This window comes from Kitasatospora sp. NPDC051853, from assembly GCF_044452665.1.
Lineage (GTDB): Bacteria > Actinomycetota > Actinomycetes > Streptomycetales > Streptomycetaceae > Kitasatospora.
Window position 1 is genome coordinate 491,581 of record NZ_JBITBY010000004.1, and the last position, 15,156, is coordinate 506,736.

A 15,156-nucleotide genomic window follows, 5' to 3' on the forward strand; every position below is an offset into this window, starting at 1 on the left:
TGGCGCGGGCTAAGCTCGAACGATGGAGCGGAACGCGGGGGCGGTGCGGGTCCGGGTGCTGGGGGCGCTCGGGGTCGAGGTGGACGGGCGGGCGGTCCGGTTGGGCGGCCCGCACCAGCGTGCCGTGCTGGGGCAACTGCTGGTCGCGGACGGGGCCGTGGTGCCCGCCGACCGGTTGGTGGAGGGGCTCTGGCAGGGGCGGCCGCCGGCCAAGGCGAGCGCCTCGTTGCAGGCGTACGTCTCCAACCTGCGGCGGCTGCTGGAGCCCGGGCGGGGTCCGCGCGAGGCGGCCCGGCTGCTGGTCAGCGAGGGGGCCGGGTACGCGCTGCGGCTGCCGCGCAGCAGCGGGGCGCTGGACGCCCGGGACTTCGAGCGGCTGCTGGTCCGGGCCCGCGAACTGCGGCGCCCGGGCCCGGCCCGGGAAGGGCTGGAGCTGTGGAGCGGGGAGGCGTACGGGGAGTTCGCGGACCGTTCGTGGGCGGTCGCGGAGGTGGCGCGGCTCGGTGAACTGCGGCTTGCTGCACGGGAGTTGCTGATCGAGCTGGAGTTGGAGCAGGGGGACTCGGCGGTGGCCGTGCCGCAGGCGCTGGCGCTGACCGAGGAGCACCCGTACCGGGAGGAGGGCTGGCGGCTGCTGGCGCTCGCCCTCTGGGCCGGGCACCGGCAGGCGGAGGCGCTGGACGCTCTGCGGCGGGCCCGCGCCCTGCTCGGTGAGGAACTCGGCCTGGACCCGAGCCCTGCCCTGGCCGACCTGGAGTCGGCCGTCCTGCACCAGCACACGGAGCTGCTGCCGCCCCGGGTCCGGGAGCGGGTACTGCCCAACGGGCTTGCCGGGGACGGGATTTCGGGCGGGTCGGTCGAGGTGCCCGTGACCGACGGCGTGCCGCTGCCGCGCGCGGCCGTCCGGACGGCCCCCGGGGCGGCTGTGGCTGCCGCTTCCGAGGTGTTCGTCGGCCGGGAGGCGGAGCTGCGGGCGGTGCGGGAGGTGGCCGCCCAGGTGGCCGGGGGTGGCAGTGGGGTGGTGGTGGTCAGCGGGGAGGCCGGGGCCGGGAAGAGCACTCTGCTGCACCGGCTGCGGGTCGAACTGACCGGTGAGGGCTGGCTGGTGGCGGCCGGAAGGTGTCCCGAGACGGAGGGGGCCCCGGCGGCCTGGGCGTGGACGGAGGCGCTGCGGGCGCTGGCGGCCAGGACCGCCCCGGAGCCCGTGCTCGCCGGGCTGCTGGCGCCGCTGCTGGAGAGCGAGGGCCCGGCGGAGGGTTCCGGCCGGGAGGACGCCCTCGCGGGGAGGTTCCGGCTGCACCGGGCGGTGGCGGACTGGCTGCGGGCCGCCACCGCGGCCCGCCCGGTGGCCCTGGTCCTGGACGACCTGCACGCCGCCGACCGGGAGACCAGGGCGCTGCTCGGCGAGCTGGCCACCGGCCCGGCCGTGCCCGGCCTGCTGCTGGTGCTGGCCCACCGCCTGGGGGAGGGCGAACTCACCGAGACACTGGGTCAGTTGGCCCGCCTGAGCCCGCGCCGACTGCCGCTGCACGGGCTGGCCCCGGCCGAGGCCGGACGGCTGGTGGAGGCGGTCTGTGCGGCCCCGGTCCGGCCGGAGACGGTGGCCGCGCTGGCCGAACGCACCGGCGGCAACCCGTTCTACCTGCGGGAGAGCGCCCGCCTGCTGGCGGCCGAGGGGGCATTGGTGGCCGTCACCGAGGTGCCGCAGGGCGTCGGCGACGTGCTGCGCCGCCGCTTCGACCGGCTGCCGCCCGCCACCCTGGAGGTGCTCCGGCTGGTCGCCGTGGTGGGCCGGGAGGCCGAGGTCGACGTGCTGGTGGCGGCCGCGGCCGCGGCCGGGCAGTGGGAAGAGCGGCCGGGCCGACCGGAAGACAGCCGGCGGTACGCACGGTGGCCCGAGCCCCAGGGCGCCCGGTTCCCCGCCGGACCCGAGCTTGTCCAGCTGCCGGCCGGGCCCGAGCCCGTCCAGCTGCCGGCCGGGCCCGAGCCCGTCCAGCTGCCCGCCGGTCACCAGTACCCGCAGCACGGCGGTCCGCAAGCCGCGCAAGCCGCGCAGTCCGGCGCGCAGCAGGCCGCGCAGCAGGCCGAGGACCAGCTCTACGCCGCCCTGGAGACCGCACTCAACGGCGGCCTGCTCACCGAACCCGGCCCCGGCGTCGTCCGGTTCACCCACGCGCTGGTCCGCGACACCCTCTACGGCGACCTCACCCGCCTGCGCCGATCCCGCCTGCACGGCCGGGTGGCGGAGGCGCTCCGCACCCGCCGCCCCACCCGGCTCTCGGCCCTGGCCCACCACTTCGCCCAGGCGGCCGGCCCCGCCACCGCCCATCTGGCGGTGGAGTACGCGGTCCGCGCCGCCGAGGCGGCCGAGCGCCGCTACGCGCACGAGACCTGCGCCGCCCTGCTGCGCCAGGCCGTCGACCTGCTCGACCTGGTGCCCGCCGAGCTGGTGGACCGTCAGGCCCGCCGGATCGAGCTGCTGGGCGCGCTGCTGCGCGCCCAGGTGCGGGCGGGGGCGATCCGGGCCGCGCTGGCCACCCGGGCGACCGCCATCGCGGAGGCCCGGGAGAGCGGGCGGTTCGAGCTCTCGGTCGCCGCCTGGACCTCCTGGACCGAGCCCACCCCGTGGGTGGCCCATCCGTACGGTTCGGTGGACCACGCCGCCGTCGAGGCGCTGAACGCGCTGCTGGCCCGCCCCGACCTGCCGCCGGCCACCCGCTGCCACCTGCTCGACGCGCTCACCTACGAACTCGACTGCTCCGGCAGCCCGGAGGGCTGGGACGCGGCCGCCGAGGCGGTGGCGATAGCCCGTCAGGTGGGCGATCCGGTGTTGCTGGCGCACGCGTTGGCGGCCCAGGCCCGGGTGCACGACTACGAGCTCCAGATCGAGCTGCGCACCGCCATCGCGGCGGAGCTCTCCGCCCTGGCCACCGAGCACGACCTGCCCGCCTACCGCTGGCTGGCCGAGCACCTGAGGTGCACCGCCGCCGCGGTGCGCAGCGACTTCGCGGGGGTGCGCGAGCACGCGCTCGCCGGGTTGCGGATCGCCGAGGCGTACCACCTGCCCGAGTTGGTGGACGTGGGCCGCTGCCAGCTCGGCATGCTGGCGCTGATCGAGGGCCGGGAGGAGGAGGCGGACGCCCGCTTCGGGGCCGCCCTCGAGGGCCTGTACTCCCGGGACTCGATCCACGCGGAGGGCTTCGACGCCCTCTACCGGATCACCCGGGCGTTCCAACAGGGGCGGCTGGCCGAGGAGTTGCCGCTGATCGAGCGCGGCGGCGAGCTCTACGGGCCGCTGGTGGAGGACGTCCGGGCGCTGGCCCTGCTGCAGGCGGGCCGTCCGGTGGCGGAGGTGCGGGCCACCCGGGTGGAGCGGCGGCCGATCCCGCCGGACTACTACCGCTCCTACTTCCTGACCCTGCGGGCGATGGCCGTGGTCGCCCTGGACGAGCGGGCCGAGGCGGCCGAGGTCTACGCCGACCTGCTCCCGCACCGGGGCATGGTGGCCGGGGCGGCCAGCACCTCGATCGCGCTGTGCCCGGTCTCGCTCGCCCTGGCCGAGCTCGCCACCTACCTGGGCGAACCGGAGGCGGCGGCCGCGCACCGCCGGGAGGCGGAGGAGCTGACCGCCCGGCTGCCCCGCCGGGGCGCCCCGCTGACCGGGTGAAAGGTGTCCGGCCGGACAAGAACGGACGAACTCCTGATGTCATCCGGTCGTACGGCTGTGCCGTTGGTCACCCGGCGCGGAAGGCGGCCGCGAGGCGGCCGCGAGGCGGCCGGGACGGCTTCCGGGGCGTGTATTCCGCAGGTGGGGAGCATCGGTCGGGTACGGACTGACGGTTCGTCCGATCGGGGGCGCACGAGACCCGGAGGTGATCCACTCGACGGGCGGCGTAACCACGACGCATTAGCATCGTGTCACATGGCCGTGCTGACACAGGTGACGACACCGCAGGACAAGGGGGCCGGGGACTCCGCCCGGTACACGGCGGGGCCGGTACCCGAGCCGCGCACCCTGCTCGACGTGCTGGCGGCGACCACCCGCGCGCACCCCAACGAGCCCGCGCTCGACGACGGCCGCGCCGTCCTCACCTACCGTGCGCTGGGCGCCGAGATCGAGTCCGTGCGGCGCCGGCTGGCCGCCGCCGGGATCGGCCGCGGCGACCGGGTCGGCATCCGGGTGCCCTCCGGCAGCAACGACCTCTACGTCGCCATCCTCGGTGTGCTCGCGGCCGGTGCCGCCTACGTCCCGGTGGACGCCGAGGACCCGGACGAGCGGGCCGAGCTGGTCTTCGGCGAGGCCGAGGCGGCCGGCGTGCTCGGCGAGGGCCGCGCCCTGGCCCTGACGGGCCGTCAGCCCGGCGGCCGCACCGGCCAGGTGCCCGCCACCGGGGACGACGCCTGGATCATCTTCACCTCCGGCTCCACCGGCAAGCCCAAGGGCGTCGCCGTCACCCACCTCAACGCGGCCGCCTTCGTGGACGCCGAGGCCGCGCTCTTCCTCCAGGAGGAGCCGATCGGCCCCGGCGACCGGGTGATGGCCGGGCTCTCGGTCGCCTTCGACGCCTCCTGCGAGGAGATGTGGCTGGCCTGGCGGCACGGGGCCTGCCTGGTGCCGGTGCCGCGTTCCCAGGTGCGCGGCGGCGCCGACCTCGGCCCCTGGCTGGCCGAGCAGGAGATCACCGTGGTCTCCACCGTCCCGACGCTGGCCGCGCTCTGGCCCGCCGAGGCGCTGAACGAGGTGCGGCTGCTGATCTTCGGCGGCGAGGCCTGCCCGCCCGAGCTGGTGCAGCGCCTGGTCACCGAGGGCCGCGAGGTGTGGAACACCTACGGCCCGACCGAGGCCACCGTGGTCGCCTGCGCCGCGCTGCTGGACGGCGAGGGCCCGGTCAGGATCGGCCTGCCGCTCCAGGGCTGGGAGCTGGCCGTGGTCGGCCCCGACGGACAGCCGGTGAAGATGGGCGAGACCGGCGAGCTGGTGATCGGCGGCGTCGGCCTGGCCCGCTACCTGGACCCGGCCAAGGACGCCGAGAAGTACGCGCCCCTCGAATCGCTCGGCTGGGAGCGCGCCTACCGCTCCGGCGACGTGGTGCAGGCCGAGCCCGAGGGCCTGCTCTTCCTCGGCCGCGGCGACGAGCAGATCAAGCTCGGCGGCCGCCGGATCGAGCTCGGCGAGGTGGACGCGGCGCTCCAGGCGCTGCCCGGGGTGGCCGGCGCGGCCGCCGCCGTCCGCACCGCCAAGGGCGGCAACCAGCTGCTGGTCGGCTACCTGGTCACCCAGGAGGGCTTCGACCGGGCCGCGGCGGTGGAGCGCCTGCGGGCCGAACTCCCGGCCGCGCTGGTCCCGTTGCTCGCCCCCGTCGACTCACTGCCGACCCGCACCTCCGGCAAGGTGGACCGCAACGCGCTGCCCTGGCCGCTGGCCGACCTCGAACCGGCGGGCCCCGTCGAGCAGTTGTACGGCACCGAGGCCTGGCTGGCCGAGCAGTGGGAGGAGATCCTCGGCGTACCGGTCGGCAGCGCCCGGGAGGACTTCTTCGCCATCGGCGGCGGCAGCCTGTCCGCCGCCCGGCTGACCACCCTGCTGCGCGAGCGCTACCCCTCGGTGGCCGTGGTCGACCTCTACCAGTACCCGACCCTGCGCAAGCTCGCCCGCCACCTGGAGCAGAGCGGCCAGGGCGACGGCAAGCAGCGCGAGATCGCGCCCGTCCCGGCCCGCGCCAAGCTGCTCCAACTCCTGCTGCTGGTCCCGCTGTTCACCCTCACCGGCCTGCGCTGGGCGACCGGCCTGCTGGCCCTGGGCAACGTGCTGGCCTGGTTCGGCGACTACCCGTGGGCCCCCACCGCCTCCTGGTGGCTGATCGGCGCGGCCGCCGTCCTGCTGTTCAGCCCGCCCGGCCGGCTCGCCCTCGCGGCCGGCGGCGCCCGGCTGCTGCTGCGCGGCGTCGGCCCCGGCCGCCACCCGCGCGGCGGCTCGGTGCACCTGCGGCTGTGGACCGCCGAACGCCTGGCCGAGGTCAGCGGCGCCACCTCGCTCTCCGGCTCCTGGCTCACCCGCTACGGCCGGGCGCTCGGCGCGAAGATCGGCCAGGACGTGGACCTGCACTCGCTGCCGCCCGTCACCGGCCTGCTCAAGCTCGGCCGCGGCGCCGCCGTCGAGGCCGAGGTGGACCTCTCCGGCTACTGGCTGGACGGCGACCGGCTGGAGATCGGCGCGGTCAAGGTCGGCGCGGGCGCCGTGGTCGGCACCCGCTCCACCCTGCTGCCCGGCGCCAAGGTCGGCAAGGGGGCCCAGGTCGCCCCCGGCTCCGGCGTCAACGGCCAGGTGCCCACCGGCCAGCTCTGGGCCGGCGCACCCGCCGTCAAACTCGGCAAGGCGGAGCGCGGTTGGCCCAAGCAGCGCCCGCCGCGCAAGCCGCTCTGGTCCGCGATGTACGGGATCAGCGGCCTCGGCCTCACCCTGCTCCCCGTCCTCCCGCTGGCCGCCGCCCTCCTGGTGACGGGCCTGTTCGTCCACCCCGGCGACGGCCTCGGCCGGGCGCTCACCGGCGCCCTGCTCGCCCTCGTCCCGGCCACCCTGGCCTACGGCCTGGTGCACGCCGGCCTGCTGCTGGCGGGCGTGCGGCTGCTCTCCGTCGGCCTGGAGCCGGGCGTCCACCCGCTGCACGGCCGGATCGCCTGGCAGGCCTGGACGGTCAGTCAGCTGATGGACCAGGCCCGGGAGATCTTCTTCCCGCTCTACGCCGGTCTGATCACCCCGGTCTGGCTGCGCGCCCTCGGCATGACCATCGGCAGCCGCGCCGAGGTGTCCACCGTGCTCGCCCTGCCCAGCCTGACCACCGTCGGCGACGGCGCCTTCCTGGCCGACGACACCCTGATCGCCCCGTACGAGCTGGGCGGCGGCTGGCTGCGCCTCGGCTCGGCCGAGATCGGCAAGAAGGCCTTCCTGGGCAACTCCGGGATGACCGCGCCCGGCCGCGCGGTGCCGGACCGGGGCCTGGTCGGCGTGCTCTCCGCCACCCCGAAGAAGGCCAAGAAGGGCAGCTCCTACCTGGGCATGCCCCCGGTCAAGCTGCCCCGCTCGGCCGACCGGGCGGACGACAGCCTCACCTACGACCCGCCGGCCCGCCTGCTCTGGGCCCGCGGCCTGGTCGAGGTCTGCCGCCTCGTCCCGGTGGTGGCCTCCACCGGGCTGCTGGTGCTCACCCTGGCCGCGCTGGCCGCCCTCGCCGGGGCGCTGCCGCTCTGGGGCGTCGCGCTGCTCTCCGGCCTGGTGCTGATCGGCGCCGGGGTGCTGGCCTGCCTGGTCTCGGTGGCCGCCAAGTGGCTGCTGGTCGGCCGCTTCAAGGCGGTCGAGCACCCGCTGTGGAGCGGCTTCGTCTGGCGCAACGAGCTGGCCGACACCTTCGTCGAGGTGCTGGCCGTGCCCTGGCTGGTCGGCGCCGTCCCCGGCACCCCGGTGCTCAACCTCTGGCTGCGCTCGCTCGGCGCCAAGGTCGGCAAGGGCGTCTGGTGCGAGAGCTACTGGCTGCCCGAGGCGGACCTGGTCACCCTCGGGGACGGGGCCACCGTCAACCGCGGCTGCGTGGTGCAGACCCACCTCTTCCACGACCGGATCATGCGCATGGATACTGTGGTCCTCCACGAGGGGGCCACCCTGGGCCCGGGCGGCATCGTGCTGCCCGGCAGCTCGGTGGGCGCGCGCAGCACCCTGGGCCCGGCCTCACTCGTGATGCGGGCCGAGTCGGTGCCGGCGGACACCCGCTGGCTGGGCAATCCGATCGAGGCCTGGCAGTCCTGACGGTGCGTCTGGAGCAGGAGCGTACGAAGCGTTGAGTCCCAAGCAGGTGCCGTCCCCCGGCGTCGACCCGTACTTCCCCGAGCACGGGGACCCGCGCTACCGGGTGCACCGCTACGAGCTGACGCTGGACTACCGCCCCGGGCCGAACCGCCTCGGCGGCTCGGCCCGGATCCTCGCGGTGGCCGGAGGCTCGGCGCTGGCCGAGTTCGCGCTCGACCTGGCCGAGTTCCGGATCGGCCGGGTGCTGGTGGACGGCAAGGCCGCCCGCTACACCCACCGGGGCGGCAAGCTGCGGATCCGCCCGGCCAAGGCGCCGGCGGCCGGGGCCGCGTTCACCGTCGAGGTGCACTACACCGGCAACCCCAAGCCGGTGCGCAGCCCCTGGGGCGGGCTCGGCTGGGAGGAGCTGGCGGAGGGCGCCCTGGTGGCCAGTCAGCCCGTCGGCGCCTCGTCCTGGTACCCGTGCAACGACCGCCCGGCCGACAAGGCGAGCTACCTGATCTCGATCACCACCGCCTCGCCGTTCACCGTGGTGGCGACCGGGCGGCTGCTCGCCCGCACCAGCCGCTCCTCCTCCACCACCTGGGTCTACGAGCAGGCCGCGCCGACCTCCAGCTACCTGGTCTCGGTCTCGGTCGGCCTGTACGAGACGGTCCGGCTGGTGGAGGGCGGCGACCCCGGCCACATCCGCCGCGCCGTGCCGCAGACCGCCTACCTGCCGCCCCGGCTGCTCCCGGAGTTCGGCACCGACTTCGGGCGGCAGACCCGGATGATGCACCTCTTCGAGGAGCTCTTCGGCCCCTACCCCTTCGGCGAGTACGCCGTGGTGGTGGCCGACGAGGAGCTCGACGTCCCGGTCGAGGCCCAGGGCCTGGCCACCTTCGGCCGCAACCACCTCGGCGGGCAGCGGGCCTCCGAGCGGCTGGTCGCCCACGAGCTGGCCCACCAGTGGTTCGGCAACAGCGTCACCATCGCCGACTGGCGGCACATCTGGCTGAACGAGGGCTTCGCCAAGTACGCCGAGTGGCTCTGGGCCGAGCACTCCGGTGGCCGCACCGCCGCCGAGCACGCGGCCGCCGCCCACGCCCTGCTGGCGGGGCAGCCGCAGGACCTGGTGCTCGGCGACCCGGGCCGCCGCCTGATGTTCGACGACCGCCTCTACCAGCGCGGCGGCCTGGTCCTGCACGCCCTCCGGGCGGCCGTCGGCGACCAGCCGTTCTTCCGCCTGGTCCAGGACTGGGCGGTGCTGCACCGTCACGGCGTCGTCTCCACCGCCGACTTCACCGCCCACGCCGAGCGCTACGCCGAGGGCCCGCTCGACACCCTCTTCGACGCCTGGCTCCGCCGCCCGGAGCTCCCCCCGCTGCCCTCGCTCCCACCGCCGCGGCCGCCGCACCCGCCGGCCTCGTAACGGACCCACCTGCACCCGGCTCCGGGTTGGCCGGGTGCAGGTGGTCGTCTTCCGCTTCGCGCCCGCGCGGCGGAGCCGCACATCAGCGGAGCCGCGCGCCCCTGTGGTGGCTCGTCTCCGCGTCAGACGGTGACGGGCTCGCGGGGGGCCGGGGCCGGCTCGTCGGTGCCGTGCTCGATGTTGAGTTCGGGGAGGAGGCGGTCCAGCCAGCGGGGGAGCCACCAGTTGGCGCGGCCGAGCAGGGTCATGGTGGCGGGGACCAGGACCAGGCGGACCACGGTGGCGTCGACCAGGACGGCGGCGGCCATGCCGACGCCCATCATCTTGACGGTGACGTCCGGGTCGAGGGCGAAGCCGATGAAGACCGCGACCATGATGGCGGCCGCGCTGCTGATGACCCGTCCGGTGGCGGAGAGGCCGCGGACCACGCTGCCGTGCGGGTCCTTGGTGACCAGCCAGTCCTCGCGGACCCGGGCCAGCAGGAAGACCTCGTAGTCCATCGAGAGCCCGAACAGCACGGTGAACATCAGGATCGGCACCCAGCTGGAGACCGGCACCGCGTGCGGCAGGCCGAGCAGTTCCGCGCCGAGGTCGGTCTGGAAGACGGCCGTGGTGACGCCGTAGGCGGCGGCCACCGAGAGCAGGTTCATCGCGGCGGCCTTGACCGCCAGCACGGGGGCCCGGAACAGCACGGTGAGCAGGATCAGCGAGAGCGCCACCACGAAGGGCACCACCACCCAGAGCCGCGAGGCCAGCCGGTCGGAGATGTCGGCGAAGGCGGCGACCACGCCGGTGGCCTCGGCCCCGGCCGGGAGCAGGCCGCCGCGCAGGCGGTCGAGCAGTTCCTTGGTCTTGACGTCCTGCGGTCCGGTGGTGGGCCGTACGGTGATCACGGCCGCGTCCCCGGCCCGGTTGAGCACCGCCGGGGTGACGGCGGCGACGCCCGGTGCGTCCTTCAACCGCGAGGCCAGGGCGGGGAGTTCGGCGGCGGGCAGGGTGCGCAGGTCGACGGCTATGACCAGCGGCCCGTTGGCGCCGGGGCCGAAGGCGGACGCGGTGAGGTCGTAGGCCTGGCGGGTGGTGTGGTCGGAGGCCTGGCTGCCGGCGTCCTGCGGCCAGGTGCGCATGGAGAGCATCGGCGCGGCCAGCGCGAGCAGCACCACCAGGGAGGCCAGCGCCCCGGCCAGCGGGCGGCGGCCGATCAGCCGGGCCCAGCGCTCGGTGCGGGTCGGGGCCGAGGAGCCCGTGCGGGCGGCGGCCACGCCCGGCTTCCAGCCGAGCCGTTCGGCCTTGCGCAGCAGCCGGGGCCCGGCCAGCGCGCAGAGCGCGGGGACGAGGGTGAGCGAGGCCAGCATCACGGCGCCGACCACCACGAAGGTGGCGTAGCCGAAGGAGGAGTAGACGGAGAGCCCGGCCAGGCGCAGGCCGAGCAGCGAGACCAGGACGGTGGCGCCCGCGATCACCACGGAGGAGCCGGCTGTGGCGGTGGCCTCGGCGGCGGCCTCACGGGGGGTCAGGCCCCGTCGCAGGCCTTCGACGTGACGGCTCACCAGCAGCAGCGCGTAGTCGATGCCGACGCCCAGGCCGACCATGGTGGCCACGGTGGGGGCGGTGGCGCTGATGTCGGTGACGGCGGCCAGCAGGGTGGTGAGCGCGGTGCCGAGGCCGAGGCCGGCCAGGGCGACCAGCAGCGGCAGCCCGGCCGAGACCAGGGTGCCGAGCGCGACCACCAGGATGATCAGGGCGGCGACCACGCCGACCAGTTCGGCGGTGCCGTCGGGGGCGGAGAAGTTCTCCGGCAGCTGGCCGCCGAAGGCGACCTGGAGTCCGGCGGCCTCGGTGGGCGCGGCGGCGGAGCGCAGCGCGTCCAGCCCCTCGGAGCCCTGGAAGTCGGTGACGGGCACGGAGTAGTCGACCTGGATCAGCGCGGTGGCGCCGTCGGCGGAGAGCAGCGGGGCCCCGGCGGAGGCGGCGTGCGGCAGTTGCGCCAGCCGTTCGCGCAGCTCGGCCAGCGACTGTTCGGAGATCCGCCGGCCGCCTCGGTCGTGGACGACCACCCGGGCGCTCGCGCCGGAGAGCTCGGGGAAGCGCTCGCGCAGCAGGTCGGCGCCGGCGGTGGAGCGGGTGCCGGGCACCCGGTAGTCCTCGCGCGGCTCGCCGCCGAGGGTGCCGGCCAGGGTGAGGGCGACGGCGAGCAGCAGGAGCCAGCCGAGCAGGGTGCGCCAGGGTCTGGCGGCGGCGGAGCCGCCGAGGCGGCCGAGGAAGGAGGACATCGCAGGAGCCTTTCGGCGGTCCGGAGGATCAGTCAGGGCCAGCCTGGGGCGCGCGACTTGGAGATCTCTTGGGGTCGTTCGGGTCCGGTCTCCAAGCCGATGATCCGAATGGGGGTGTCCCGAACGGACATATGCTGACAATTGCGATGTAATCGCTCTCATGATCCGACCTTGGTCTGAACCTCCGTCAGAACGGGGGTGCCGGAGTTGAGCCTGCTCCGGGAGAACGCCGTCCTCGCGCTGTTCACCTGCCTCGCCCTCGGCTACCTGATCGGCAAGCTGAGGGTCGGCCCGATCCAGCTCGGCGGGATCTGCGGCACCCTGATCGTCTCGATGCTGATCGGCGCCCAGAAGGTCTCCGTCAACACCGACGTGAAGAACGTGGCCTTCGCGCTGTTCATCTTCTCGCTCGGCTACATGGCCGGCCCGCAGTTCGTCGCCAACCTCAACGCCAAGGGCCTGCGCTTCGGCGTGCTCTCGGTGCTGGAGGCGGCCGTGGTCATCCTGATGGCGATCGGCTTCGCCACCGGCTTCGACCTGGACGTCGGCACCGCCTCCGGCATCCTGGCCGGGGCGGCGACCGAGTCCGCCGTGGTCGGCACCGCCCAGGAGGCCATCTCCAAGCTGGCCGGGATCACCCCGGACCAGTCCCAGGAGCTCCAGGCCCACGTGGCCACCGCGTACTCGGTCTGCTACCTGTTCGGCCTGGTCACCATCGTCATGCTGACCAGCCAGATCTTCCCGATGCTGATGCGGATCAACCTGGCCGACGCCAGCCGCGAGATCTGGGAGAGGATGCGCGGCGGCGACGCCGGGCTGGAGGCCGGCGAGCAGGCCTCCCTGCCGGCCCTGGTCGGCCGCACCTACCTGGTCTCCCAGGGCGAGGGCAGCAAGGTCGGCGACTTCGAGCTGGCCGAGCGGCAGCTGGTCTCGATCGAGGGCGTCAAGCGCGGCGAGCACGTGCTCACCGTCGAACCCGGACTGGTGCTCAAGCGCGGGGACCGGGTCCTGGTGGTCGGCGCCCGCGAGGCCGTGATGGACGCCGGGCACGAGCTCGGCCCGGAGACCTCCGGCGTGCCCGGGCTGGACAGCCCGCTGGCCGTGCGCGAGGTGGTCGTCACCCACAAGGAGCTGAACGGACGGACCGTCAACCAGCTCCGGGCCGCCGAGCCGGAGGCGGTCGGCGGGGTCTACCTGACCGACATCCAGCGGGTGGACCACCACCTGCCGGCCGTCGGCGAGACCGAGCTGCACCAGGGCGACACCCTCACCGTGGTCGGCGCCCGCGCCAAGGTGGAGAAGTTCGCCGCCAAGGTCGGCGCGACGGTCCGTCAGGACACCGCCGACTACATCTACATCAGCCTCGGCATCTGCCTCGGCGTGCTGCTCGGCGAGATCACCATCCACGCCGGGGACGTCAACCTCGCCCTCGGCACCGGTGGCGGCTGCCTGATCTCCGGCCTGTTCTTCGGCTGGCTGCGCGCCCAGCGCCCGACCTTCGGCGCCTACCCGCCGGTGGCCGCGCAGACCGCCAAGGACCTGGGCCTGGCCATCTTCATCGCCGTCACCGGCATGGCGGCCGGCCCGGACGCCGGCCCGCTGCTCAAGCAGTACCCGGTGCTGCTCCCGGCCGCCGGGATCCTGATGGTGCTGATCCCGGCCTTCCTGTCGTTCTTCGTCGGCCGGAAGCTGCTGAAGATCGAGAAGCCGATCCTGATCGGCGCCATCGCCGGCCAGCAGTGCTCCACCCCCGCGATCACCGCCGTCAGCAACGTCGCGCAGAGCAGCGTGCCGATGCTCGGCTACACGATCACCTACACCATCTCCAACTTCCTGCTGCCCCTCACCGGACCGGTGCTGGTCGGCATCATCGGCCTCTGAGGAAGGAGAGGGACCGCCATGGACTGGATCACGGACCACGTCTTCAAGCCGTACCCGGAACTCCTGATCTTCCTGACCATCGCCCTCGGCTTCCTGGTCGGCAAGATCCGCTACAAGGCCATCGGCCTGGGCGCGGTGACGGGCTGTCTGATCGCGGGCCTGTTCACCGGCTGGGTGACCGAGGTCAGCGTCAACGGCACGGTGAAGTCGGTGTTCTTCATCATGTTCCTGTTCGCGCTGGGCTACAAGGTCGGTCCGCAGTTCTTCCGCGGGCTGAAGAAGGACGGCCTGCCGCAGGTCTCGGTGGCGGTGGTGGTCTGCGTCACCGGTCTGCTGGTCTGCTGGGCCTTCGACGAGATGCTCGGCTACGGTCCGGGCCTGGGCGCCGGCCTGCTGGGCGGCGCGCTCACCCAGTCCGCCGTGATCGGTGTCGCCCAGGACGCCATCGGCAACATCCAGGGCCTGACGCCCGACCAGATCACCGCCGAGCAGAACCTGGTGCCGATCGGATACGCCGTCACCTACCCGCTCGGCACCATCCTGTGCGCCGTCCTGCTGGCCAACATCGCGCCCCGGCTGCTGAAGAGCGACCTGGCCGAGGACTCCCGGCAGCTGGCCGTCGAGCTGGACGCCCCGGAGTCCAACCCGGACCTGGCCGAGGGCTACTACGAGGTGGTGCTGCGCGCCTTCACGGTGGCGGGCAACGGCCTGGTCGGCCGGACCATCGACGACATCGAGGCCCAGCAGAAGGAGCAGGGCCGCCGGATCTACATTACCCGGGTCCGCCGGGACGGCGAGATCCTCGACCACACCCAGCAGACCGTCATCCAGCAGGGCGACTCGATCGCGGTCTCCGCCCTCCGGCACGACCTGGTGGACTTCGACCCCGCCCGGCAGATCGGCCCGGAGACCGACGACGCGGGGCTGCTCAGCTACCAGACCGAGCACCTGCACGTGGTCGCCTCCAACAAGGAGCACCTCGGCAAGACGGTGGCCCAGCTGCGCCGCGAGCCGTTCATGGTCGGCGTCTACGTGGACAAGGTCTACCGGGCCGGGGCCGAGTTCCCGTACCGGCTCTCCACCGAGATCGAGCGCGGTGACACCCTGGTGCTGACCGGCCCCAAGCGGCTGGTGGACCCGGCCACGGCGGCGATCGGCAAGCCGGTGCCGACCAGCTTCGCCACCGACATGGTCTGGGTGGGCCTGGGCATCTTCCTCGGCGGCTGCATCGGCATCCCGGCGCTCACCGCCGGCGGCGTGCCGATCTCGCTCTCCACCTCCGGCGGCGCCCTGATCATGGGCCTGGTCTTCGGCTGGATCCGCGGCCGCTACCCCACCTACGGGAACGTGCCGCCCGGCGCCCAGTGGTTCATGGACACCTTCGGCCTGTGCGCCTTCGTCGCGATCGTCGGCATCAACGCCGGGCCGAGCTTCAGCAGCGGTCTCTCCCAGGCGGGTTGGGGCCTGCTGGTCTGGGGCGCGGTGGCCACCGTGATCCCGCTGATCGTCGGCATCCTGGTCGGCCACTTCGTGTTCCGGATCCGGGTCCCGATCCTGATGGGCGTGGTGGCGGGCGCGCAGACCACCACGGCCGCCATCGGCGCCATCAACGAAGAGGCCAAGTCCCAGATCCCGACGCTCGGTTACACCATCCCGTACGCGGCAGGCAACGTCCTGCTGACCATCTGGGGCGCCATCATCGTCGCCCTGCTCGGTTAGGGGCTGTCTCGTGGATGGGGCCGGGCGGGCGCCGCCGGGGCACGCACCTCGCCGGCTTCTCGTCAGTCGCC

At 74.4% G+C, this 15,156-nt stretch carries 6 protein-coding genes; 5 read left to right on the forward strand and 1 reads right to left on the reverse strand.

The annotated features are described in order from the left end of the window. Positions 1–22 precede the first annotated feature (22 nt). From ACIA8O_RS14565 to ACIA8O_RS14575, 3 genes are all read left to right on the forward strand, one after another. Entirely contained in the window at positions 23–3,667 is a 3,645-nt protein-coding gene (locus tag ACIA8O_RS14565) for a BTAD domain-containing putative transcriptional regulator (protein WP_396294060.1), read from the forward strand. A gap of 255 nt (positions 3,668–3,922) precedes the next feature. Then, the gene (locus tag ACIA8O_RS14570) at positions 3,923–7,801 is read left to right on the forward strand and encodes a Pls/PosA family non-ribosomal peptide synthetase (protein WP_396294061.1); all 3,879 of its coding nucleotides are present in this window, start codon (positions 3,923–3,925) and stop codon (positions 7,799–7,801) included. A gap of 31 nt (positions 7,802–7,832) precedes the next feature. Further along, the gene (locus ACIA8O_RS14575) at positions 7,833–9,212 is read left to right on the forward strand and encodes a M1 family metallopeptidase (protein ID WP_396294063.1); all 1,380 of its coding nucleotides are present in this window, start codon (positions 7,833–7,835) and stop codon (positions 9,210–9,212) included. A 122-nt stretch (positions 9,213–9,334) separates the two neighbouring features. Here the strand turns inward: ACIA8O_RS14575 and ACIA8O_RS14580 are convergent, their stop codons facing one another. Next, positions 9,335–11,485, reverse strand: a complete 2,151-nt coding sequence (locus tag ACIA8O_RS14580; protein ID WP_396294064.1) for an MMPL family transporter — start codon at positions 11,483–11,485, stop codon at positions 9,335–9,337. 207 nt (positions 11,486–11,692) lie between these two features. On the opposite strand from ACIA8O_RS14580, the gene aspT (ACIA8O_RS14585) reads away from it, so the two are divergent. Both aspT (ACIA8O_RS14585) and aspT (ACIA8O_RS14590) read left to right on the forward strand, forming a co-directional pair. After that, positions 11,693–13,366 (forward strand): aspartate-alanine antiporter, encoded by a 1,674-nt coding sequence (aspT, locus tag ACIA8O_RS14585; RefSeq protein WP_396294066.1) that lies wholly within the window; start codon positions 11,693–11,695, stop codon positions 13,364–13,366. A gap of 18 nt (positions 13,367–13,384) precedes the next feature. Continuing rightward, positions 13,385–15,085: an aspartate-alanine antiporter gene (gene aspT / locus ACIA8O_RS14590; protein ID WP_396294067.1), complete on the forward strand. Its 1,701-nt coding sequence runs from the start codon at positions 13,385–13,387 to the stop codon at positions 15,083–15,085. Positions 15,086–15,156 lie beyond the last annotated feature (71 nt).